Raw genomic sequence first — 21,964 nt, 5'->3', positions numbered from 1 at the left:
ATCAAAACAGAAACGGGAAACGAACGAATGGCAAACAAGGTCAAGGAAGTCTGGGCTGCGGGCAAGGTGGTCGTCAACGGCTGGCTCGCGATCCCCTCCGGATTCTCCGCCGAGGTGATGGCGCAATGCGGCTTCGACAGCGTCACGGTCGATATGCAGCATGGCGTGCAGGACTATCAGTCGATGATCCAGTGCTTCCAGGCGATGCAGGCGCATCCGGTGACGCCGATGGTGCGCGTGCCGTGGAACGAACCCGGCATCATCGGCAAGGTTCTCGACGGCGGCGCCTATGGCGTGATCTGTCCGATGATCAACACCAGGGAAGAAGCCGAGCGCTTCGTCGCCGCCGCGAAATATCCGCCGCGCGGCACCCGCAGCAACGGTCCGATCCGCGCCATGATGTATGGCTCCGCCGGCATCTATCAGCAGACCGCCAATGACGAGACGCTGTGCATTCCGATGATCGAGACCAAGACGGCGGTCGAGAACCTCGAGTCGATCCTCGACGTGAAGGGCGTCGCAGGCGTCTACATCGGTCCTTCCGACCTTGGCTTCTCATACGGTCTTCATCCGACGCTCGACCGCACCGAGCCGGAGATCATCAAGATCTATGAGCGGATCGTGAAGGAATGCGACAAGCGCGGAATCTTCCCGGGCATTCATTGCAGTGGTGCGGCAGGGGCCGCGCTCGCCATCGAACGCGGCTTCAAGCTGGTGACGATCCTGAACGACAGCGGGTTGCTCGCGATGTCCGCCAAGAGCCACATCGCGGAGACGCGGAAAAACTCCGGCGGCAAGGCGTAGAAACCGCCAACCTACTTTTCACCTCTCCCGTATGCGGGAGGGGTGAATACGCCAGAGCCAAAAAGGATAATAGCCATGGCCCCGACACCCGTGATCCGTCTGCATGCCGATGACAGCGTGGTTATCGCGCGAGCGGCGCTGCTGCCCGGCGCGGAGGTAGCGCAAGGCGTCGCGGCGACTGAGCGAATTCCTGCAGGCCACAAGGTGGCGGTGAAACCCATTGCGGTGGGCGAGCCGGTAAAGCGCTACGGCCAGATCATCGGCTTTGCCACCCAAGCCATTGCGCCGGGTCAGCACGTCCATGTGCAGAACATCGGCATGGGGGAGTTCTCGAAAGACTACGCGTATGGCGTGGATGTGAGGCCGACGCCGAACTTCGATCTGCCGGCGACTTTTCAGGGCATCCGCCGTCCCGACGGCCGCGTCGCGACGCGCAACTACATCGGCATTCTCACCTCGGTGAACTGCAGCGCGCATGTCGCCGGTCTCGTCGCCGACGTGTTCAGGAAAAATCCGTTCACCGGCCACGATCCGCTGGCGAAATTTCCCAACGTCGACGGCGTCGTCGCGCTGACCCACAAGACCGGTTGCGGCATGACGCAGCTTGAACCGCTGACCGTGCTGCGCCGGACGCTCGGCGGCTACGCGCGCCATGTGAATTTCTCGCATGTGATCATCCTGGGTCTCGGCTGTGAGATGAACCAGATCGGCGGTTTTCTCGAAGAGCAGAGACTCGCGGGGCGCCTGCGCTCGCTGGATATTCAGGATGTGGGTGGTTCGCGGAAGACCGTGGAAAAGGCGGTGGCCTTCGTTCACGAGGTTTTGGCGGAATCCAACAACGTCAAGCGTGAACCGTGTCCGGCGAGCGAGTTGATGGTCGCGCTTCAATGCGGCGGCTCGGATGGCTACTCCGGCGTGTCGGCCAATCCGGCGCTCGGCGCGGCCAGCGATCTGCTGGTGCGGCACGGCGGCTCTGTGATCCTGTCCGAAACGCCTGAGACCTATGGCGCGGAGCATCTCCTGACGCGTCGCGCGGTCAGCCCGGAAGTCGGCGAGAAGCTCGTCGCGCTGATGCGCTGGTGGGAAGATTACACCCAGCGCAATGGCGCGGAGATGGACTCCAATCCCAGCCCCGGCAACAAGGCCGGCGGTCTGACCACTATTCTTGAGAAGTCTCTCGGCGCGATGGCCAAGGCCGGGAGCACGAATCTTGTCGACGTGGTGGGGTATGCCGAGCCGGTTACGAAGAAGGGCTTCACCTTCATGGACACGCCGGGTTTCGATCCGGTGGCTGCGACGGGGCAGGTGGCAGGCGGCGCGAACCTCGTCTGTTTCACCACCGGCCGTGGCAGCGTGTTCGGCTGCAAGCCGTCGCCGTCGATCAAGCTCGCGACCAACACGCCGATGTTCCGCCGCATGGAAGACGACATGGATGTCAATTGCGGGACCATTCTGGACGGCGACGAAACCGTGCAGCAATGCGGCCAGCGCATTTTCGAGCTGATCCTGCGGGTGGCCTCCGGGGAGCAGACCAAGAGCGAGGCGTTCGATTTCGGCGCTGCGGAGTTTGCGCCTTGGGTATTAGGCGCTACGATGTAGCGCGCCGGGTGCTTGGGGCGACGATGTAACGGCCGCTTTGCCACGCTGTTGAAATGCTTCTAATGTGCCGCCGCAAATCAATGCGACGGGAAGCAAGATGACCAAGGGTCTCAAGAAGGGGCTGACCAGCTACGGCGATCCGGGATTTTCGCTGTTCCTGCGCAAGGCCTTCATCAAGGCGATGGGCTATTCCGACGACGCGCTGGAGCGTCCCATCGTCGGCATCACCAACACCTACAGCGACTACAATCCCTGCCACGGCAACGTTCCGCAGCTCATCGAAGCGGTGAAGCGCGGCGTGATGTTGGCCGGCGCGATGCCCATGGTGTTTCCGACCATTTCCATCGCCGAAAGCTTCTCGTTCCCGACCTCGATGTACCTGCGCAACCTGATGGCGATGGACACCGAGGAGATGATCCGCGCCCAGCCGATGGACGCGGTGGTGGTGATTGGCGGCTGCGACAAGACGCTGCCCGCGCAGATCATGGCTGCGGTGAGCGCCGATCTGCCGACGGTGGTTATTCCGGTGGGGCCGATGGTGGTCGGGCATCACAAGGGCGAGGTGCTGGGTGCCTGCACCGATTGCCGCCGTATGTGGGGGAAATTTCGCGCGGGTGAGATCGACGAGGCCGAGATCGAGGCGGTCAACGGTCGTCTCGCGCCGTCCGTGGGCACCTGCATGGTGATGGGTACCGCCAGCACCATGGCATGCATCACCGAAACGCTTGGACTGTCGCTGCCGATGAGCGCGACGATCCCCGCGCCGCACTCCGAGCGAGTGCGCTCGGCCGAGTTGAGCGGCAAGCGCGCGGCCGAAATGGCTGTGACCGGCGGACCGCGTCCAAGCGAATTGCTGACGCCTGCTGCCTTCAGGAATGCCCAGGTGGTGCTGCAAGCGATCGGCGGATCGACCAACGGGCTGATCCATCTGACAGCTATAGCCAACCGGACCGAACATCGCATCGATCTTGCCGCGTTCGATCAATTGGGCAGAGACGTGCCGGTGCTGATCGATCTCAAGCCCTCTGGCTCACATTACATGGAGCATTTTCATCACGCGGGCGGTGTACCGAAGCTGATGAAGCAACTCGGCGACCTGATCGATCTCGATCAGAAGACCGTGGCCGGGGGCACATTGCGCGATGTCGTCGCCAACGCGGAAGAAGTGCCGGGGCAGGACGCGATCCGGCCGCGAACCAACCCGATCACACCGGAAGGCGCAATGGCGGTGCTGCACGGTAACCTCGCGCCGCGCGGCGCGATCATCAAGCATTCGGCGGCGAGCCCCAAGCTGTTGCAGCACACCGGACGCGCGGTGGTGTTTGAGTCTGTTGAGGACATGACTCTGCGGGTCGATGATCCCGCTCTCGATGTCACTGCTGACGATGTACTGGTGTTGCGTAATGCCGGACCGAAGGGCGCGCCGGGCATGCCGGAAGCCGGTTATCTGCCGATTCCGCAGAAGATTTTGCGCACGGGCGTCAAGGATATGGTGCGGATTTCCGACGCGCGCATGAGCGGTACGGCCTTCGGCACCATCGTGCTGCACATCACGCCGGAATCCGCGGTCGGCGGGCCGTTGGCGCTGGTGCAGACCGGCGACATGATCCGGCTCGATGTCCCAAAACGGCGCATCGATCTACTCGTTGATGAAGTCGAACTGACGCAGCGCCAGAGTGCATTGCCGAAACCGTCAACCCCCGAATGGGCCGCGCGGGGCTACGCACATCTGTTTCATGAAACCATCACGCAGGCGGACGAGGGCTGCGACTTCGATTTCATGCGGCGAGAAGGTCCCGCTGGACTTAAGCGGTAAATCTGGCGAACCGGACTCGTTCTGACTAGCTCTGCTGGATTAGGTCTCGCTTCCCACCATCAGGCAGGTGCGCTGACCCATTGGGAACCGCATTGAGCATCTTTCAGGTAATTGTCGGAACAGGCCGTTAGGCGTAGCTTTCGCGCCAGTTGGCTGCAGAGCGGCAAGGTAAGATTGCCGCGACGAAAGTTGCGTGTTTCGATGGTGAGGCGCTGAGCATGCGCGGCGAAATTCGTCACCTCCATTCGGGAAACGACGAGGAAAATTCGCACGACGCAACATCGCGTCGCCTCGCGGCTATCATTGCGGGCGACATCTCGGGCTATAGCCGCCTGATGCAGATCGATGAAGACGGGACTTACGCGCGGGTCAAGCGTATCGAGCGCGAGCTGGTCGAGCCGACCATTGCGGAACATCACGGCAGACTGGTCAAGACAACGGGCGATGGCTTTATCGCGATCTTCGACAGTCCGGTCGAGGCCGTCCGGTGCGGCATCGTCATTCAGCAGAGCATGGTCGGACGAAATGCGTCACTGCCGCGGGAACACTGGATCGTGTACCGCATCGGGGTCAATCTCGGCGACGTCATTATCGAAGATGAGGATGTGTACGGCGACGGCGTGAATGTGGCCGCGCGCCTCGAAGGCATCGCCACGCCGGGGCAGATTTTCATTTCGGGTGGGATCTACGAGCAGGTCAAGCACAAGCTCGTCTGCGGCTACCAGTCGCTCGGCGATCGCCAGGTCAAGAACATCACCGATCCGGTGCGGGTCTATCGGGTCTTGCCCGATCCGTCCGCGATGACGGAGAGCCGCGTACGGCCCTTGATTGCACTGTTGGCTGCGGCGACCATCGTTGTTCTGGCTCTTGCAGGCGGCGTGCTTTGGTATCTGTTGAACCGGTCGGACAGCCAAATGGCCAGCCGCCCGCCTGTTGCGATTCTGCCTCCGGCAGACGTCGCGAAGACGACGCTACCGCCACCGCCTGTAGTTCCTCAAGTTGCACCGAAAACGTCTATTACGACAGCTGTGCCCGCGACAAAGCAACCCCCGCCTCAGCCGGTCAGGGAGCCGGACATGGTCTCGCTGCCCGGAGGCAGTTTCGCCATGGGAAGCAATGACGACATCACGGAGAAGCCGGTTCATCAGGTTGCGATCAAGCCGTTTTCTATCGGCAAGCATCCCGTCGCGGTGCGGGAATGGAACGAGTGCGCGGAAGCAAAGGCCTGCGGATTTACGGCAACGGGGAAAGAAGACGCTCCCGTCGCGGATGTGAGCTGGAAAGATGCCAAGACGTTCACGGCATGGCTCGCACAGGTGACGGGAAAAAGCTATCGGCTTCCGAGCGAAGCGGAATGGGAATATGCCGCGCGCGGCGGCACCCAGACGAAGTACTGGTGGGGAGATCAATTCCGGTCCGGCATGGCCAACTGCAAGAATTGTCTCGATGGCGCCGCGACCGAACAGCCGATGAAGATCGGCAGCCTCAAGGCCAATCCGTTTGGACTTCACGAGATGGGTGGCAGCGTCCATCAATGGGTCGAGGATTGCTGGCACAAGAACTATCAGGGCGCGCCATCGGACGGCTCGCCATGGCTGACCGACGGCGATTGTTCCGCGCGCGTGCTCCGGTCAGGCTCGTGGCGAAACGGCCTGAACTCGGCCCGGCCAGCGAGTCGGGATCGATACGATGTCGCGGTGCGCTATCCGACCCACGGCTTCCGCGTTGCTCTCTCCCGATAGGAGGCGTCATGGAATTTATCAGGGCCATCACGCTGTCGGCGGCACTGTCATTGCTGTCGTTCGCAGCGCACGCCCAAGGTACGCCGGCGGCCAAGGATGCGTATCTCTATTTTGTCTGGCCGCAGGATGGCATGACAATCAAGGGGGCGTTCTGGTGCCGGTTCGGTTTGCGCAATATGGGAGTAACCCACGCAGGCGACACCTACGCCAACGCCGGTCACCATCATCTGCTGATCGATGTGAACGAGCCGCTTGATCCGAAGGAGCCGATCCCGCAGGACAAGTCTCATCTTCATTTCGGCGCAGGACAGACAGAGGCGCGCATCGAACTGCCGCCCGGAAAACACACGCTTCAACTGGTGCTGGGCGACGCCAAGCACTATCCCTTCGATCCGCCGGTCGTGTCGAAGAAAATCACGGTAACGATCAAATAGACCGAGAGTGCTCCGGCTGAATCAATACGTGGCGCGGCCGCCGGATATATCGAACACGGCCCCCGTAGTGTAGAGGCACTCCTCGGACGCCATCCACGTCACGAGGGAGGCCAGTTCTTCCACCTTCAGGAATCGTCCGCGCGGGATCTTCGACAGCATGAAGTCGATGTGCTGCTGCGTCATCTGGTCGAAGATTGCGGTCTTGGCGGCGGCAGGTGTTACGGCATTGACTGCGATGTCGGTGCCGGCCAGTTCCTTGCCGAGCGATTTGGTCAGCGCTATTACGCCCGCCTTCGAAGCCGAATAGTGCGACGCGTTGGGGTTGCCTTCCTTGCCGGCGATAGAGGCGATATTCACGATCCGCCCGTAGTTCTGCTTCATCATGGCCGGGACGACGGCCTTGCAGCAGATGAACGGACCATCGAGATTAATCTTCATCACCTGACGCCATTCGTCATAGGACAGATCGGCGACCGTCTTGTTGACGCCTGCGATACCTGCGTTGTTGACGAGGATGTCAATGCGGCCGAACGCTTTCAATGTCGCGTCGCGCGCCGCCTCGACCGCAGCCGGATCCGTGACATCGACCTTAAGCACGGTCACAGTAGCGCCGATCTCCTTGGCGGTCTTTTCAGCCAGTGCCTGGTCGAAATCCCAGATCGCGACTTTCGCGCCGGAGGCGGCGAAGCGTTCGGTGATGGCACGGCCAAACCCTTGCGCGCCGCCGGTGACGACGGCGAACCGTCCGCTCAGATCAATCTTGTTCAAGGCGTTCTCCCGGGATCTTGCTTGTTGTCAGAGCGTCCAGCCACCGTCGATGACGTGTGCGACGCCGGTGGTGAAGGCGCTTTCATCGCTGGCGAGATAAAGCGCGAGTGAGGCAATTTCGTCCGCAGTGCCGAGTCTGCCCATGGGTTGGCGGCTGACGAACATTTCACGGCCGCCGGTACCCAGCGCGGCTGCGCGGCCCAGCATCGACGGCGTTTCAATGGTGCCGGGGCAGATCGAATTGCAGCGGATGCCCTTAGCGATGAAATCGACAGCCACGGCGCGGGTTAATGCCGCGACGGCGGCCTTCGTCGCGCTGTAGACATAACGGTTTGGCGCAGCCTTGAACACACCGGCGGCAGAGGCAATGTTGACGATCGATCCGCCGCCGCCCTCCAGCATCGAGGGCAGGAACGCGCGGATCGTACGGTGCATCGACTTCACGTTCAGGTCGAAGGAAAAGTCCCAGTCGGCGTCCGTGCAGTCCAGCACGGTACCGTTGTGCACGAATCCCGCTGCATTGAGCAGAATATCGACCTTGCCGACCGTCCTCGCCATGTTTTCGACTGCCGCGGTGTCGCGCACGTCGAGTTTGTACATTTCGGCGACGCCTTCTTTCTTCAACGCAGCGAGGCCGACCTCATCAATGTCGGTCGCGATCACGGTCGCGCCTTCGCGGGTAAAGGCGAGGGCACAGGCGCGGCCGATGCCCGCAGCGCCAGCGGTCACGAACGCGCGCTTGCCCTTCAGTCGGTCAGACATGTGTTCTCTCAGCCCTTGTCTTCAGTGATTGTCGCGCGCGACGCCGATAGTGCCTGCGATATTGCGATACCGCGTCGCGAGCTCCAGGCAGGCACCGGTAGCGTGCTGGCCGACGGTGTCGCGATAGAGCTCCTGCCATGGTGTCTGGTTCTTCGGGTAGGGGAAGCCACCGTTGGCTTTGAGATCCGCATGGCGCTTCTTCAGATCCTCGGCGGAGATCAGGATGTTGGCTTCGCCCTTGTTGAGATCGATGCGCACGCGGTCGCCGGTTTTCAGGATCGCAAGCCCGCCATTGGCGGCGGCTTCCGGCGAGGCATTGAGAATCGACGGCGAACCCGATGTGCCGGATTGGCGCCCGTCGCCGATGCAGGGCAGCGATGTGATGCCTTTTTTTATGAGAGCCGCTGGCGGCTGCATGTTCACGACCTCCGCGCCGCCAGGGTAACCGATCGGTCCGACGCCGCGCACGAACAGCATACAGTGCTCGTCGATGTTCAGGGATTCATCGTCGATCCGATGGTGATAGTCCTCCGGCCCCTCGAACACGATGGCGCGGCCTTCAAAGGCCTCGGGGTCTTTCGGATTGGAAAGATAGCGGTCGCGAAATTCCTTCGAGATCACGCTGGTTTTCATGATCGCCGAATCGAATAGATTTCCGCGCAGAACGATGAAGCCGGCATCCTTCACCAGCGGCTTGTCGTAAGTGCGGATCACATCGCTGTCCGGCGGGGCTGCATTCCTGCAATTCTCGCCCATGGTCTTGCCATTGACGGTCAGCGCGTCCTCGTGAATGCGCTTGTGCTTCATCAACTCGCGTACCACCGACGGTACGCCGCCGGCGCGGTGATACTCCTCGCCGAGATAGAATCCGGCTGGCTGCATGTTCACGAGCAGCGGCACGTCATGACCGAACTTCTGCCAATCCTCGATGGTTAGATCGACGCCGATGTGGCGGGCCAGCGCGTTGATGTGGATTGGCGCGTTGGTCGAGCCGCCGATCGCGGAATTGACGACGATGCAGTTCTCGAAGGCCTTCCTAGTCAGGAAGTCGGAAGGCTTGAGGTCTTCCCACACCATCTCGACGGCGCGCTTGCCGGTTTCATAGGCAATCTGGCCACGCTCGCGGTAAGGCGCAGGGATCGCTGCGCAACCGGGTAACGAAAAGCCGAGCGCTTCCGCCAGCGAGTTCATGGTCGAGGCGGTGCCCATGGTGTTGCAGTGACCGACGGACGGTGCGGATGAAGCGACGATGTCCATGAACTCGTCGTAATCGATCTTGCCCGCCGCCATTTCCTCGCGCGATTTCCACACCACGGTGCCGGAACCGGTTCGTTCGCCGTTGAACCAGCCGTTGAGCATCGGTCCACCCGAGAGAACAATGGCAGGAATATTGACGGTTGCTGCCGCCATCATGCAGGCCGGGGTGGTCTTGTCGCATCCGGTGGTCAGGATCACGCCGTCGAGGGGATAGCCGAACAGGATTTCGACCAGGCCGAGATAGGCCAGGTTGCGGTCAAGCGCCGCCGTCGGCCGCTTGCCGGTTTCCTGAATGGGATGGGTCGGGAATTCCATCGCAATGCCGCCGGCTTCGCGGATGCCTTCCCGGACCCGCTGCGCGAGCTCGATATGATGCCGGTTGCAGGGGGAGAGGTCATTGCCGGTTTGGGCGATACCGATAATGGGTTTACCGGATTGGAGCTCATGCCGGGTGAGCCCGTAGTTCAGGTACCGCTCGAGATAGAGCGCAGTCATCCCGGGGTTGTCCGGATTATCGAACCAGAGCTGGGAACGCAGTTTTCGCTTTGCGCCATTTTTTGTTGCGGCGTGTTCGTCAGTTTTTTTCACAAGATTTCTCCCGCACTGCACACTTTGTGCGTCCGCGTACGTAATGTTTGCATGTCGAAGCGGCATCTGCAACGCTGCCGGCTCAAACATCCGATCTTTGGGACAAAATCGAAAATCTCTGCTAATACGTCTGTCTAATAGCAAGAACGGGCAAACCGCAGAGAATAGGTTCGACGCGCTTCCGAACATCGAAACAAAAAACAGAGCAGCGACGGCTTCCGCCGGACGACGCCGAGACGACAGGGAGGAGAGGCTATATGGCGTCCGTGCATATTCACGACGTGCGTAAATCGTTTGGCGGATTTGAAGTTCTGCACGGCGTGACTGTTCCGATCGAGGACGGGGAGTTCGTCGTTCTGGTTGGCCCTTCCGGTTGCGGCAAGTCGACCTTGTTGCGGATGCTGGCCGGCCTGGAAAAGATTTCGTCGGGAACGATTTCGATCGGCGATCGCGTGGTCAACGATGTTCAGCCGAAAGAGCGGGATATCGCCATGGTGTTCCAGAATTATGCGCTCTACCCGCATATGACCGTGGCCAAGAACATGGGATTCTCGCTGAAGCTGCGCGACGCGCCACAGGACGAGATCGACAAGCTCGTTCACCGCGCGGCCGACATTCTCGCGTTGACACCGCTGCTTGAGCGTTATCCGAGGCAGTTGTCCGGTGGTCAGCGTCAGCGCGTTGCCATGGGGCGCGCCATCGTGCGCGACCCCCAGGTGTTTTTGTTCGACGAGCCGCTGTCGAATCTGGATGCGAAGCTGCGCGTCGCGATGCGTACCGAGATTAAGGAACTGCATCAGCGGCTCAAGACCACTACCGTCTACGTCACCCACGATCAGATCGAGGCGATGACCATGGCGGACAAGATCGTCGTCATGCACGACGGAATTGTCGAGCAGATGGGCTCGCCGCTTGAGCTCTACGATCATCCGGACAACAGGTTCGTTGCCGGGTTCATCGGTTCGCCGGCGATGAACTTCCTCGAAGGCAAACTGGTCGGCAGCAACACCCCGTACGTTGAGACGGCGAACGGCAGCAAGCTGCCGCTGGCGGCATCTCGCACCGGTCTGGACGGCAAGCCCGTGATCTACGGCATCCGCCCGGAACATCTGGAGTTCGCCGACGACGGCATCGAGGCCGACGTCATCGTGGTGGAGCCGACAGGATCGGAAACCCAGATCGTTGCCCGCATCGGTCAGCAAGACCTGATCGCAGTCATTCGCGACCGTCGTCCGGTGAAGCCGGGCGACAAGGTTCGGCTGCGGCCAAATCCCGCCGCTGCCCATGTCTTCGACAAAGAGACCGGAAAGCGTCTCATTAACTAGCGTTGCGCGTTACATCAAAATCATAGCCAACAGCCGGCCGAAACAATCAAGAGCCGGTACAACAGGGAGAGTCAGATTATGAGTGATTTCACACCAAATCGGCGTTCGCTTTTGAAGGGCGGCGCCTCCGTGCTCGCCGGTGCGGCGACAGTATCGGTCGACCAGTTGATGGGCTTTGCCACGGCCTGGGCGCAGACCTCGCAATGGAAGCCTGAAGCCGGCGCCAAGATCAACCTGCTGCGCTGGAAGCGTTTCGTGGAAGCCGAAGACGTTGCCTTCATGAACATCATGCAGGCCTTTACCAAGGCCACTGGCGTCGAAGTCAACGTCACGAACGAATCCTATGACGATCTTCAGCCGAAGGCATCTGTCGCTGCGAACACCGGGCAGGGACTCGACATGGTGTGGGGTCTGTATTCGCTGCCGCATCTTCTGCCGACCAAATGCATCGATGTTTCCGATGTCGCCGACTATCTCGGCAAGAAGTACGGCGGCTGGGCGGAGTCGGCCAATGCTTATGGCAAGAACAAGGATGGCAAGTGGATCGGCATTCCGGTCGCCTGCACCGGCGCGCTGATGAACTATCGCATCAGTTCGTGTGAGAAAGCAGGCTTCAAAGAATTCCCGAAGGACACGGCGGGTTTCCTCGAACTCTGCAAGGCGCTCAACAAGAACGGCACGCCGGCCGGCATGGCGCTCGGCCACGCGTCAGGTGACGGCAATACCTGGCTGCACTGGGCACTGTGGACCCATGGCGGCTACCTCGTCGACAAGAACGACAAGGTCATCATCAACTCGCCGGAAACCGCCAAGGCGCTGGAATACGTCAAGGCGCTGTATGCCGAGTTCATTCCCGGCACGGCGTCATGGAACGACTCGTCCAACAACAAGGCGTTCGTTGCCGGTCAGTTGCACGTCACCTGTAATGGAATATCGGTTTACGTCACGGCGAAGCGCGAAGCCAAGGCGATCGCCGACGACATGAACCACGCCTACATGCCGATCGGCCCGGCCGGCAAGCCGACCGAACTGCATCTGCCCTTCACCATGCTGACCTTCAACTTCACGAAGTATCCGCAGGCGTGCAAGGCGCTGACCGCATTCATGATGGAAGCCGATCAGTACAATCCGTGGCTCACATCTGCGTCGGGCTATCTGTCGTCGTTCCTGAATGCGTCCGACAGCAACCCGGTCTGGACCTCCGATCCGAAGAACACCGTGTATCGCGATGTCGCCAAGCGCACGCTCACGCCAGGCGGCCTCGGCACCCTCGGCGAAAATGCCGCGGCGGCGATTGCCGATTTCGTCGTCGTCGATATGTTCGCCAACTACTGCACCGGCCGCGAAGATCTCAAGGGCTCTATTGCCTTCGCAGAACGTCAGGCCAAGCGGCTGTATCGCTAACGCCTACATCGCCGGCGTGGGGCATCTCGCGCCGGCGGTTTTCTCGATCAACCATCTGCGCGTGATCTTTCCACAAGGCGGGTTTCCATTTTGTGGACGACGCGACAAAGGTTCGAACCATGACCGCGATCCCTGCAAGCGCGCCCGCAGCGAAGCCTTACGTCAGCACGCAGTCGGCCTGGCAGCGTCTAATTACGAATCACAATTGGATCGCACTCTGGTTCATGCTGCCTGCGGCGGGTTTTTTGATCCTGTTTCTGGCTTATCCGCTCGGCCTTGGTGTCTGGATGAGCTTTACAGACGTGCGCATCGGTCGCCCCGGTGTATTCATCGGCCTGGAGAACTACGAGTGGTTATGGGAAGACGGCGTCTTCTGGCTATCGGTGTTCAATACGCTCGTCTATACGATCATCGCCAGCGCCATCAAATTCGCGCTCGGGCTTTACCTCGCGCTGCTGCTCAATCGCAGCATGCCGTTCAAGGCGCTGATCCGGGCTGCTGTCCTGATCCCGTTTATTGTGCCGACTGTGTTGTCGGCGATCGCATTCTGGTGGATCTACGACTCGCAGTTCTCGATCATCTCCTGGTCGCTGACCAAGATGGGATTGATCAATCAGAATATCAATTTTCTGGGCGACTCCACCTGGGCACGCGTAAGTGTCATCATCGCCAACATCTGGCGAGGCGTTCCTTTCGTCGCCATTACATTGCTGGCGGGTCTGCAGACGGTGTCGCCGTCGCTCTATGAGGCTGCGACGCTCGACGGGGCGACGAACTGGCAGCGCTTCCGCTTCATCACCTATCCGCTGCTGACGCCGATCATCGCCGTGGTCATGACCTTCTCGGTGCTGTTCACGTTCACCGATTTCCAGCTGATCTGGGCGCTGACGCGCGGCGGCCCGGTCAACGCCACTCATCTAATGGCGACGTTGAGCTACCAGCGCGGTATTCTCAGCGGCCGGCTGGGCGAGGGAGCGGCGATTGCAACCGCCATGATCCCGTTCTTGCTCGCGGCCATCACCATCTCTTGGTTCGGCATGCAGCGGCGCAAATGGCAGCAGGGGTCTGACAATGACTGATCTCGTCGCGCCGCTGAAGTGTTTGGTTTCGCGCGATCGGGGCTCGCTCCGCGCGCGTATGGCGCAAATGGCAGCAAGGATCCGACAATGACCGATCACGCCGCACATCCGCCAGCCGCCGCAACGCAGTCGTCGACCGACAACAGCGAGGGCATGAGCTATCTCGAGACGCTGCCCAGCAAGATCGTGACGCTTTATATTCCGTTGTTCATCATGATCGTCATTCTGCTGTTTCCATTCTACTGGATGGCGCTGACATCGATTAAACCCGACGAACAGCTGATCGACATGGAGACATACAACCCGTTCTGGGTTGTGAAGCCGACGCTGAAGCATATCCAGAAGCTGCTGTTTGAGACGCAATATCCGCGCTGGTTGTGGAACACGATGTATGTCGCAGGAGCGGCAACGTTCATCTCCATCGTCGCCAGCGTGCTGGCGGCCTATGCCATCGTCCGCCTGCGGTTCAAGGGAGCCAATGTCGTCAGCGCCTCGATCTTTCTGGCCTATCTGATTCCGCCGTCGATCCTGTTCATTCCGCTGGCGTCGGTGATCCATTCCTACGGGTTGTTCGATTCACCGTTGGCGCTGATCCTGGTCTATCCGACGCTGCTGATCCCGTTCTCGACCTGGCTGTTGATGGGGTACTTCAAGACCATTCCTTATGAATTGGAGGAATGTGCGCTGATCGACGGTGCCAGTCGCTGGCAGATTCTGACCAAGATCGTATTGCCGCTGGCTGTGCCAGGGCTGATTTCGGCGTTCATCTTCTCGTTCACGCTGTGCTGGAACGAGTTTATCTACGCGCTGACGTTCCTGTCTTCGACCCAGAACAAGACGGTCCCCGTCGCCATCGTCAACGAATTTGTCGATGGCGACATTTACAAATGGGGATCGCTGATGGCGGGTGCACTGGTCGGCTCGCTGCCGCTGGTGATCCTCTACGCCTTCTTCGTCGAGCACTACGTGTCCGCGATGACCGGTGCGGTCAAGGAATAGTCTCGGCATCTAGAAGAAACTCCACGGAAGGACGAAGGCTTTGCATATTCTTGTTCTCGGCGCGGCCGGCATGGTCGGGCGCAAATTTGTCGAACGGCTGACGCGCGACGGCAGACTCGGCAAGTCCGATGTCACGCGCATGACGCTGCAGGATGTCGTAGCCCCCACGAAGCCGAACACGTCCATTCCAGTCGAGGTTGTGACCTGTGACGTCGCCGAACAGGCAGCGGTGGCAAAGCTGGTGGCTGCAAAGCCGGACGTGATCTTCCATCTCGCTGCGATCGTGTCAGGCGAGGCTGAGGCGGATTTCGACAAGGGGTACCGGATCAATCTCGACGGCACGCGCTATCTGATCGATGCCATCCGCGCCATCGGCGACGGCTACAAGCCGCGCGTGGTATTCACGTCGTCGATCGCGGTGTTCGGCGCGCCGTTCCCTGAAAAGATCGGTGACGAGTTCTTCACGACGCCGCTGACGAGTTACGGCACGCAAAAGGCGATCGGCGAGCTTCTGATTTCGGACTACACCCGAAAGGGCCTGCTCGACGGCGTCAGCATCCGCCTTCCCACCATATGCGTGCGCCCCGGGTTGCCGAACAAGGCTGCTTCGGGTTTCTTCTCCAACATCATCCGCGAGCCTCTTGCCGGTAAGGAAGCGATTCTGCCGGTGTCAGAGGATGTTCGCCATTGGCACGCGTCGCCGCGTTCCGCCGTGGGCTTCCTGCTGCATGCCGCGACCATGGACACCAGCACCATCGGCCCACGCCGGGCACTGAGCATGCCTGGCCTCTCGGCGACGGTGGGTGAGCAGATCGCCGCGCTGACGCGGGTGGCAGGTCCAAGCGTGACGGCACGGATCAGACATCAGCCCGATCCGACCATCGTCGGCATTGTCGCCGGATGGCCGCGGGACTTCGTCACCGATCGCGCGCTCAAGCTCGGCTTCACAACCACTGAGAAGACGTTCGATGACATCATTCGGATTCATATCGAAGACGAACTCGGCGGTACATTCGTAAGCTGACAACCCCCGGTAAGACAATGACGACAGTCGCCTGCATTGGCGAATGCATGATCGAGCTGTCGCAGGGCGCTGGTGATCAGCTCACGCGCGGCTATGGCGGCGATACGCTGAATACCGCAGTCTATCTCGCGCGCCTTGGGGTGAAAGCGGACTATATCACCGCGCTCGGCGATGATCCGCTCAGTGACGAGATGGTTGAGGCCTGGAAGGGCGAGGGCATCGGTACGGTGCACGTGTCGCGTGTGAGCGGCAAGCTGCCGGGTCTCTATGCGATCCGGACCAGCGAGGCTGGTGAGCGGTCGTTCTATTACTGGCGCGAAAACGCCGCAGCACGCATGCTACTCGATCTGCCGGAAACCGAAGCGATGCTCGCAGCATTGGCGGGCTACGACATGATTTACCTCTCAGGCGTCACACTGTCACTCTACAGCGCTGACGGTCGCCAGCGGTTGATCGATGCGCTGCGACGGGCGCGCAAGGGCTCAACCCGCGTGGCGTTTGACACCAACTTTCGTTCGCAGGGCTGGCCGGTGCTGGATACCGCGCGTCAGGTCTATCGCGACATGCTAGCCGTCGCCGACATCGTGCTGGCGTCTGTCGATGACCTCACTCCGTTATTCGGAGCACGCATGCACGGCGAACTGATCGACCGCATGGCCGCCCGCGAGGTCGTGCTGAAACTTGCCACCCCTGGCAGCGTTGTCAGGCATGATGGCGTGGAGGATACCGTGAAGGCGGAACCGGTCAGCAGGGTGGTGGATACCACGGCGGCGGGCGACAGTTTTTCGGCGGCCTATCTCGCCGCCCGGCTGAGGGGGCTAACGCCGGTCGAGGCGGCGAAGGCAGGGCATCGTCTGGCGGGTGTAGTGGTCGGCCATCGTGGCGCGATCATACCACGCACCGAAATGCCGTCGGACAGGATATTTAATGTGATCGGCACGGAGCGACCATTATGACCGGTCTATCGGCCTCTGCGCGACAGGCCGCGCTGGAGCCAATCCTGATCCCGGCGCGGATTGTTCCTGTGCTGACCATCGACCGCGTCGAGGATGGCGTGCCGCTCGCCCGCGCCCTTGTGGCGGGTGGTGTGAAGGTTTTGGAAGTCACTTTCCGCACGGAGGCTGCGGCGGCCGCCGCCAAGGCGATCATTGCCGAGGTTCCGGAGGCCATTGTCGGGATCGGCACCGTGCTCAACGCGGACGACCTTCGCCGTGCGCACGAACTAGGCGCGCGGTTCGCGGTCAGCCCTGGCGCCACCCCGGAACTGCTTGATGCGGCGGCAGACAGCGCGCTGCCTTTGCTGCCCGGCGTTGTGACCGCATCCGAAATCATGCAAGCGCAAGCGAAGGGATTCAATCTGCTGAAGTTTTTCCCCGCCGAGCAGGCTGGCGGCATTCCGATGCTGCGCGCGCTTGCGGGGCCATTTCCGAAAATGCGCTTCTGTCCGACCGGTGGCATTGATGGATCGAACGTGGCGACCTGGCTGGCAGAGCCGAACGTGATTGCGGCGGGAGGATCGTGGCTGTGTCCGGCGTCGGACATCAAGGCCGCGAATTGGGAAGTTATCACCGGCCGCTGCATCGACGCGATGAAGCACCTGCGGCGACGGTAATCCATTTCCGGCCAATGCCGAAAAGTCGAGTCTGGCGAAGTGGTTACGGCCGTAGCCGTAACCTGGCGTGAAACGAAAGCTGAAATTCAGATCACGTTGCGCGTGAAGATGAAGAGCACCCCCTACGACTCTGTCGCGACTCTCAAAATCCCATCGCCGCGCCGTCGCTGCGCGGGTCGGTAGCGCCCTCGAACATGCCGTCGGCGTGACGCACCACAGCGCCGGCGTGGCCCATGGTCGACGTGAAATCCGGCAGGATCTCGATGTCGTGGCCAACGTCGCGCATGGCCTGCACAACGGCTGGATCGAAGCGGTTCTCCAGCTTCAGCGTCACCGTGGCATCGCCCCAGGTCTTGCCGAGCAGCCAGCGCGGTGCAGTGACAGCGGCCTGCAGGCCCTGACCGTACATGACGTAGCGGCTGAACACGGCGGACTGGCTCTGCGGCTGGCCTTCGCCGCCCATGTTGCCATAGACCATGCGGCGGCCATCGTTGAACAGCGCCATCGCCGGATTGAGAGTATGGAACGGCTTGCGGCCGGGGCGCAGTGCGCGGGGGCCATCGCCGTCGAGCAGGAAGCTTGATCCGCGATTTTGCCAGACGATTCCGGAGTTCTCCAGCACGCAGCCTGAACCGAATTCGAAGTAGATGCTCTGGATGAAGGAGACGGCGATGCCGTTGCTGTCGATGGCGCCGAGCCAGACCGTGTCGCCGGGATTGGCCGGCACCGGCCAAGGCAGCGCACGCTTGCGGTTGACGTTGGCGGCCAGGCCGTCCAGCGCCTTGGAGGTCAGATAGTGCTCGGCTCCTTCAATCATATGAGCCGGATCACCGACGATGCGATCGCGCACCAGAAACGCCTGCTTGGTGGCTTCGACGATGCCGTGAAGATATTCGAAGGTCTCGGCCTCCTTCACCCCAAGCCGTTCGAAGATCGCCAGGATCATCAGCGAGGCGAGACCCTGCGTCGGCGGCGGGAAATTATACAGCGTCGCGTCCTTGACGGCGACGGAGAGCGCTTGACGGCGCTGCGCCTTCTGCGCGGCGAGGTCGGCGAGTGCCACCGGCGATCCGCACCGCGCCAGATCCGCGGCGATTTCCTTGGCGAGTGCGCCCGTATAGAAATCCATTGGTCCATGCTGGCCGAGCCGCTTCAGCGTCGCGCCCAGCGCCGGCAGCTTCATCAATTGACCTTCCTTCGGCAGCTTGCCGCCGAGCAGAAATGTATCGACGAAGCCCGGCGAGTCTTTCAGTTCGGCGAATTTCGTCTCGGTCAATTCCTGCTGTGTCGCCGTGACGGCGAAACCGTTTTCAGCCGACCACACCGCATCTTCCACCAGACGCGACAGCGGAAGCTTGCCGCCCATTTCTTTGTTGATCGCGATCACCTCGGCCCAGCCGGATAGCGTGCCGGCGACGGTATTTGCGGCGAGGGGACCGCGCGGCGGAATCGCGGAGAGACTCTTGGCGCGGTAAAATTCCGGCGTAGCTGCCATGGCGGCCGCGCCGCAGCCATCGACCGCAATCGGCGGCTTGCCCTCGGCGGAAATCAGCCAGAACCCGTCGCCGCCGATCGAGTTCATATGCGGATAGACCACCGGCAGGCTGGCGGCCATGGCCAGAGTTGCCTCGATGGCGTTGCCGCCCTCGCGCAGCACGCGCAACCCGGCCTCAGAGGCGAGATGATGGGGCGAGGTCACCATGCCGCGGCGGGAGCGGGGCGTATTCAGCATCGGTCGTATCCATGTTCTAGCGTTTGATGCGCCGACAATGGACGCGATGTCCCTATGTAAGTGAAAACTTCACTTTTGGCAAAACGCAAAATGCCCGGCTTTCACCGGGCATTTGTAGTGTGTCGGCGTCGGGACGCTATTCCGACGAGATTGCAGCAGCCGCGCCGCAATCAACCGGCGCGTCCGTTACACCTTCACCATGCGCTTGCCGCGGTTTTCGCCGGCGAGCAGTCCGATCAGCGCCTGGGGGGTGTTCTCCAGCCCGTTGATGATGTCTTCCTGCACCTTGAGCTTGCCTGATTTCACCCACGACTGCAGATCGGCCATCGCCTTTTCGCGCTGGTCGTAATAGTCCATCACGATGAACCCCTGCACGATGAGGCGCTTCACCACGATCAGTCCGGGGACGCCGCGTGGGCCTGTCGCCGATGGTGCGCCATCATACTGTGAGACCGCGCCACAGCACGCGATGCGGCCGCCATTGTTCATCTGAGGCAGACACGCTTCGAGAATGTCACCGCCGACGTTATCGAAATAGACATCGATGCCGTTTGGTGCGGCGGCCTTCAGCGCCTTGAACACCGGCTCCGACTTGTAATCGACCGCGGCATCGAAGCCGAGTTCGGAGACCAGCCAGTTGCACTTGTCCTTACCGCCCGCGATGCCGACCACGCGGCAGCCCTTGATCTTTGCTATCTGGCCGACGATTGATCCAACCGAGCCCGCCGCCGCCGAGACCACGACCGTCTCACCGGATTTCGGCTTTCCGACTTCAAGCAATCCGAAATAAGCCGTGAGGCCGGCGATGCCATACACGCTGAGCAGATGCGTCATTGGCTCCATGTGGGGCACCTTGACGAGAGTCTTCGCTTTCACCGCAGCGTATTCTTGCCATCCGGTATCGCCGAACACGAGGTCGCCGGGTGCGAAGCCGGGCGCATTCGACGACACCACCTCGGCAACCCCGCCGCCAGCCATGACCGTGTTGGCTTCGACCGCTGCGCGATAAGTCGCGCCGTGCATCCAGGCGCGGTTCGCGGCGTCGAGCGAGATGTAGCGCACGCGCACTAGCACCTCGCCGTCCTTCGGCTCGGGGATGGCGGCTTCGGCCATCTTGAAATTCTGCGGCAGCAGCTTGCCGGTGGGTTTCTCGACCAGCAGGATCTGGCGATTGGATTGTGTCATGGGCATTCCTCCGCAGGGCTTGTGTCTTTTTGTGCGGAGGACGATAGCAGCCTCAACTGGGATTGGAACCCGTGGAACCAAGCCTTTGAATGGCGGTTGTTATTGGAATGGTCTGCGGCTTGCTTATCTGAGTAAGGTTGCGCTGAGTGTGGGGCTGCCTCCTCGGAAGCGCCCTAATCTCACCGGAATTGTGGCTCGTTCTTAGCGCAACTGCACATCTTGAGAGCAGGGGGCCTGATGAGAGACGTCGTAAGTCCTTCCATTCGTCGCATCCTTTGCGTTTTTCCCCGATATTCCCCTTCATTTGGCACCTTTGAATACGCTTACCCCCTGACCGACGGCGTTCAGGCGTTCATGCCCCCTCAGGGGCTGCTGCTGATCGCCGCTTCCTTGCCCAAGGGCTGGGAGGTGCGCTTTCTCGACGAGAACATGATAGTCGCGACGGACGAGGATTTCGACTGGGCCGACGCTGTTTTCGTTAGCGGAATGCATATCCAGCGTCCGCAAATCAACGACATCTGCCGCCGCGCTCATGAGCATAATCTTGCCGTGGCGCTCGGAGGCCCGTCGGTCAGTGCATGTCCGGAGAATTACCCGGATTTCGACTATCTTCATGTGGGCGAACTCGGCGACGCTACCGAAGAACTGTTTCGGCGTCTGGGGCGCGATACGTCGCGGCCGGGCAAGCAGGTCGTTCTCACAACGCAGGAACGCCGCGAGATGTCGGAATTTCCGATTCCGGCGTATGAGCTGATTCCGCTCGAGCGTTATTTTCTCGGCAGCATCCAGTTTTCCAGCGGGTGTCCCTATCAGTGCGAGTTCTGCGACATCCCCGGACTTTATGGGCGCAATCCGCGTCTGAAGACGCCTGCACAGGTTACGGCAGAACTCGACAAGCTGCTCGAATGCGGTCTCACCGGCTCGGTATACTTCGTCGATGACAATTTCATCGGCAACCGCAAGGCGGCGCTGGATCTGCTTCCGCATCTTGTCGAATGGCAGAAGCGCAACGGCTTCGCGCTTCAGTTCGCGTGCGAAGCCACGCTGAACATCGCGAAGCGTCCCGAAATCCTGGCGCTGATGCGCGATGCCTACTTCGCCACGGTATTCTGCGGCATCGAAACGCCGGATCCTGCTGCGCTGAAGGCGATGTCGAAGCAGCACAACATGGTGGTGCCTATCCTTGAAGGTGTGCAGACGCTGAACAGCTATGGCCTGGAAGTGGTGTCGGGCATTATCCTCGGGCTGGATACCGACTCGCTCGACGCGGGCGAGGGCATTCTCGAATTTGTCGATCAGTCGGAGATTCCGTTGCTGACGATCAATCTGTTGCAGGCGTTGCCGAAGACGCCGCTATGGGATCGCCTCAAGCGCGAAGGCCGCCTGCTTGAGGACAGCGACCGCGATTCCAACGTCGATTTCCTGCTTCCCTACGATCACGTCGTTTCCACGTGGCGCGAGTGCATGGGCCGGGCCTATACCCCGGAAAAGCTGTTTGCGCGTTTTGAGTATCAGGTGATCCATACCTATCCGAACCGGATCAAGTTGCCCAACAGCAAGGAACGGTTGTCGTTGCGCAATATCAAGCGCGGCCTGACCATGTTTGCCAACATCGTCTGGCAGGTCGGCATCAAGAGCGATTATCGCCGCGAATTCTGGAAATTCTCGCTGCCGCTTCTCAAGCGCGGCGACATCGAGCGTGTCATCACTGTTGGTCTGGTCGCCCACCATCTGATATTGTTCGCGCGGGACGCATCGGGCGGGCAGCAGAATGCATCGTATTACTCGACGAGATTGCGGGACATACCTGTCGCCGCTGAATGACGCGACACGA

At 60.9% G+C, this 21,964-nt stretch carries 18 protein-coding genes; 13 read left to right on the top strand and 5 right to left on the bottom strand.

The annotated features are described in order from the left end of the window. The first annotated feature begins 27 nt into the window (after window positions 1-27). The 5 genes from HNQ36_RS03090 to HNQ36_RS03070 all read left to right on the top strand — a co-directional run bounded on the left by HNQ36_RS03090 (window position 28) and on the right by HNQ36_RS03070 (window position 6,395). Window positions 28-804 (top strand): HpcH/HpaI aldolase family protein, encoded by a 777-nt coding sequence (locus tag HNQ36_RS03090; RefSeq protein WP_184082462.1) that lies wholly within the window; start codon window positions 28-30, stop codon window positions 802-804. A 75-nt stretch (window positions 805-879) separates the two neighbouring features. Beyond that, window positions 880-2,403: a UxaA family hydrolase gene (locus HNQ36_RS03085; protein ID WP_184082461.1), complete on the top strand. Its 1,524-nt coding sequence runs from the start codon at window positions 880-882 to the stop codon at window positions 2,401-2,403. Window positions 2,404-2,500: 97 nt separating this feature from the next. Next, window positions 2,501-4,219, top strand: coding sequence for an IlvD/Edd family dehydratase (locus HNQ36_RS03080; RefSeq protein ID WP_184082460.1), 1,719 nt, complete (start codon window positions 2,501-2,503; stop codon window positions 4,217-4,219). Window positions 4,220-4,437: 218 nt separating this feature from the next. Further along, complete coding sequence (locus HNQ36_RS03075) at window positions 4,438-5,961, top strand: SUMF1/EgtB/PvdO family nonheme iron enzyme (protein WP_184082459.1); 1,524 nt, start codon at window positions 4,438-4,440, stop codon at window positions 5,959-5,961. An 8-nt stretch (window positions 5,962-5,969) separates the two neighbouring features. Continuing rightward, a complete protein-coding gene (locus tag HNQ36_RS03070; protein ID WP_184082458.1) occupies window positions 5,970-6,395 on the top strand; it encodes a DUF4399 domain-containing protein in 426 nt (141 codons plus the stop codon). Window positions 6,396-6,416: 21 nt separating this feature from the next. Here HNQ36_RS03070 and HNQ36_RS03065 read toward each other — a convergent pair whose 3' ends face one another. From HNQ36_RS03065 to HNQ36_RS03055, 3 genes are read right to left on the bottom strand one after another with little or no spacing between them, the layout of a single operon-like run. Beyond that, window positions 6,417-7,163, bottom strand: a complete 747-nt coding sequence (locus HNQ36_RS03065; protein WP_184082457.1) for an SDR family NAD(P)-dependent oxidoreductase — start codon at window positions 7,161-7,163, stop codon at window positions 6,417-6,419. Window positions 7,164-7,190: 27 nt separating this feature from the next. Continuing rightward, entirely contained in the window at window positions 7,191-7,925 is a 735-nt protein-coding gene (locus HNQ36_RS03060) for an SDR family oxidoreductase (protein ID WP_184082456.1), read from the bottom strand. A 21-nt stretch (window positions 7,926-7,946) separates the two neighbouring features. Then, a complete protein-coding gene (locus HNQ36_RS03055) occupies window positions 7,947-9,770 on the bottom strand; it encodes a dihydroxy-acid dehydratase (RefSeq protein ID WP_184082455.1) in 1,824 nt (607 codons plus the stop codon). 257 nt (window positions 9,771-10,027) lie between these two features. Here HNQ36_RS03055 and HNQ36_RS03050 point away from each other — a divergent pair, with 257 nt between their 5' ends. The 7 genes from HNQ36_RS03050 (at window position 10,028) to eda (ending at window position 17,213) form a co-directional block, all read left to right on the top strand. Further along, window positions 10,028-11,095 carry an ABC transporter ATP-binding protein gene (locus HNQ36_RS03050; RefSeq protein ID WP_184082454.1) on the top strand — a complete coding sequence of 356 codons (1,068 nt, stop codon included), beginning with the start codon at window positions 10,028-10,030 and terminating at the stop codon, window positions 11,093-11,095. Between the two features lie 78 nt (window positions 11,096-11,173). Beyond that, entirely contained in the window at window positions 11,174-12,499 is a 1,326-nt protein-coding gene (locus HNQ36_RS03045) for an ABC transporter substrate-binding protein (protein WP_184082453.1), read from the top strand. 119 nt (window positions 12,500-12,618) lie between these two features. Next, window positions 12,619-13,578, top strand: a complete 960-nt coding sequence (locus tag HNQ36_RS03040; protein WP_137325270.1) for a carbohydrate ABC transporter permease — start codon at window positions 12,619-12,621, stop codon at window positions 13,576-13,578. A gap of 87 nt (window positions 13,579-13,665) precedes the next feature. Continuing rightward, complete coding sequence (locus HNQ36_RS03035) at window positions 13,666-14,577, top strand: carbohydrate ABC transporter permease (RefSeq protein WP_184082452.1); 912 nt, start codon at window positions 13,666-13,668, stop codon at window positions 14,575-14,577. 40 nt (window positions 14,578-14,617) lie between these two features. Next, window positions 14,618-15,601, top strand: coding sequence for a D-erythronate dehydrogenase (gene denD, locus HNQ36_RS03030; protein WP_184082451.1), 984 nt, complete (start codon window positions 14,618-14,620; stop codon window positions 15,599-15,601). 17 nt (window positions 15,602-15,618) lie between these two features. Next, on the top strand, window positions 15,619-16,557 hold the full coding sequence (locus HNQ36_RS03025; protein WP_184082450.1) for a sugar kinase: 939 nt from the start codon (window positions 15,619-15,621) through the stop codon (window positions 16,555-16,557). Next, the gene (gene eda, locus HNQ36_RS03020) at window positions 16,554-17,213 is read left to right on the top strand and encodes a bifunctional 4-hydroxy-2-oxoglutarate aldolase/2-dehydro-3-deoxy-phosphogluconate aldolase (RefSeq protein WP_184082449.1); all 660 of its coding nucleotides are present in this window, start codon (window positions 16,554-16,556) and stop codon (window positions 17,211-17,213) included. Before HNQ36_RS03025 ends, eda begins: the two co-directional genes overlap by 4 nt. A 142-nt stretch (window positions 17,214-17,355) precedes the next feature. On the opposite strand, the gene HNQ36_RS03015 is transcribed toward eda, so the two are convergent. Then, the gene (locus tag HNQ36_RS03015) at window positions 17,356-18,945 is read right to left on the bottom strand and encodes a gamma-glutamyltransferase family protein (RefSeq protein ID WP_184082448.1); all 1,590 of its coding nucleotides are present in this window, start codon (window positions 18,943-18,945) and stop codon (window positions 17,356-17,358) included. 186 nt (window positions 18,946-19,131) lie between these two features. Next, on the bottom strand, window positions 19,132-20,130 hold the full coding sequence (locus tag HNQ36_RS03010) for an NADP-dependent oxidoreductase (RefSeq protein WP_184082447.1): 999 nt from the start codon (window positions 20,128-20,130) through the stop codon (window positions 19,132-19,134). Between the two features lie 237 nt (window positions 20,131-20,367). On the opposite strand from HNQ36_RS03010, the gene HNQ36_RS03005 reads away from it, so the two are divergent. Then, complete coding sequence (locus HNQ36_RS03005) at window positions 20,368-21,954, top strand: B12-binding domain-containing radical SAM protein (RefSeq protein ID WP_184082446.1); 1,587 nt, start codon at window positions 20,368-20,370, stop codon at window positions 21,952-21,954. The last annotated feature ends 10 nt before the right edge of the window (window positions 21,955-21,964 follow it).

It is taken from the genome of Afipia massiliensis (assembly GCF_014203115.1).
Taxonomy (GTDB): Bacteria; Pseudomonadota; Alphaproteobacteria; order Rhizobiales; family Xanthobacteraceae; genus Afipia; species Afipia massiliensis.
The sequence above is the reverse complement of the archived record's forward strand: the minus strand, read 5'-3'. Positions and strand labels throughout refer to the sequence as shown.

Bases quoted from the DNA above. Each gene is read 5' to 3' on its own strand.
- HNQ36_RS03090 (WP_184082462.1), top strand. From the start codon at position 28: ATGGCAAACAAGGTCAAGGAAGTCTGGGCTGCGGGCAAGGTGGTCGTC.
- HNQ36_RS03085 (WP_184082461.1), top strand. From the start codon at position 880: ATGGCCCCGACACCCGTGATCCGTCTGCATGCCGATGACAGCGTGGTT.
- HNQ36_RS03080 (WP_184082460.1), top strand. From the start codon at position 2,501: ATGACCAAGGGTCTCAAGAAGGGGCTGACCAGCTACGGCGATCCGGGA.
- HNQ36_RS03075 (WP_184082459.1), top strand. From the start codon at position 4,438: ATGCGCGGCGAAATTCGTCACCTCCATTCGGGAAACGACGAGGAAAAT.
- HNQ36_RS03070 (WP_184082458.1), top strand. From the start codon at position 5,970: ATGGAATTTATCAGGGCCATCACGCTGTCGGCGGCACTGTCATTGCTG.
- HNQ36_RS03060 (WP_184082456.1), bottom strand. From the start codon at position 7,925: ATGTCTGACCGACTGAAGGGCAAGCGCGCGTTCGTGACCGCTGGCGCT.
- HNQ36_RS03050 (WP_184082454.1), top strand. From the start codon at position 10,028: ATGGCGTCCGTGCATATTCACGACGTGCGTAAATCGTTTGGCGGATTT.
- HNQ36_RS03045 (WP_184082453.1), top strand. From the start codon at position 11,174: ATGAGTGATTTCACACCAAATCGGCGTTCGCTTTTGAAGGGCGGCGCC.
- HNQ36_RS03040 (WP_137325270.1), top strand. From the start codon at position 12,619: ATGACCGCGATCCCTGCAAGCGCGCCCGCAGCGAAGCCTTACGTCAGC.
- HNQ36_RS03035 (WP_184082452.1), top strand. From the start codon at position 13,666: ATGACCGATCACGCCGCACATCCGCCAGCCGCCGCAACGCAGTCGTCG.
- HNQ36_RS03025 (WP_184082450.1), top strand. From the start codon at position 15,619: ATGACGACAGTCGCCTGCATTGGCGAATGCATGATCGAGCTGTCGCAG.
- eda (WP_184082449.1), top strand. From the start codon at position 16,554: ATGACCGGTCTATCGGCCTCTGCGCGACAGGCCGCGCTGGAGCCAATC.
- HNQ36_RS03015 (WP_184082448.1), bottom strand. From the start codon at position 18,945: ATGCTGAATACGCCCCGCTCCCGCCGCGGCATGGTGACCTCGCCCCAT.
- HNQ36_RS03010 (WP_184082447.1), bottom strand. From the start codon at position 20,130: ATGACACAATCCAATCGCCAGATCCTGCTGGTCGAGAAACCCACCGGC.
- HNQ36_RS03005 (WP_184082446.1), top strand. From the start codon at position 20,368: ATGAGAGACGTCGTAAGTCCTTCCATTCGTCGCATCCTTTGCGTTTTT.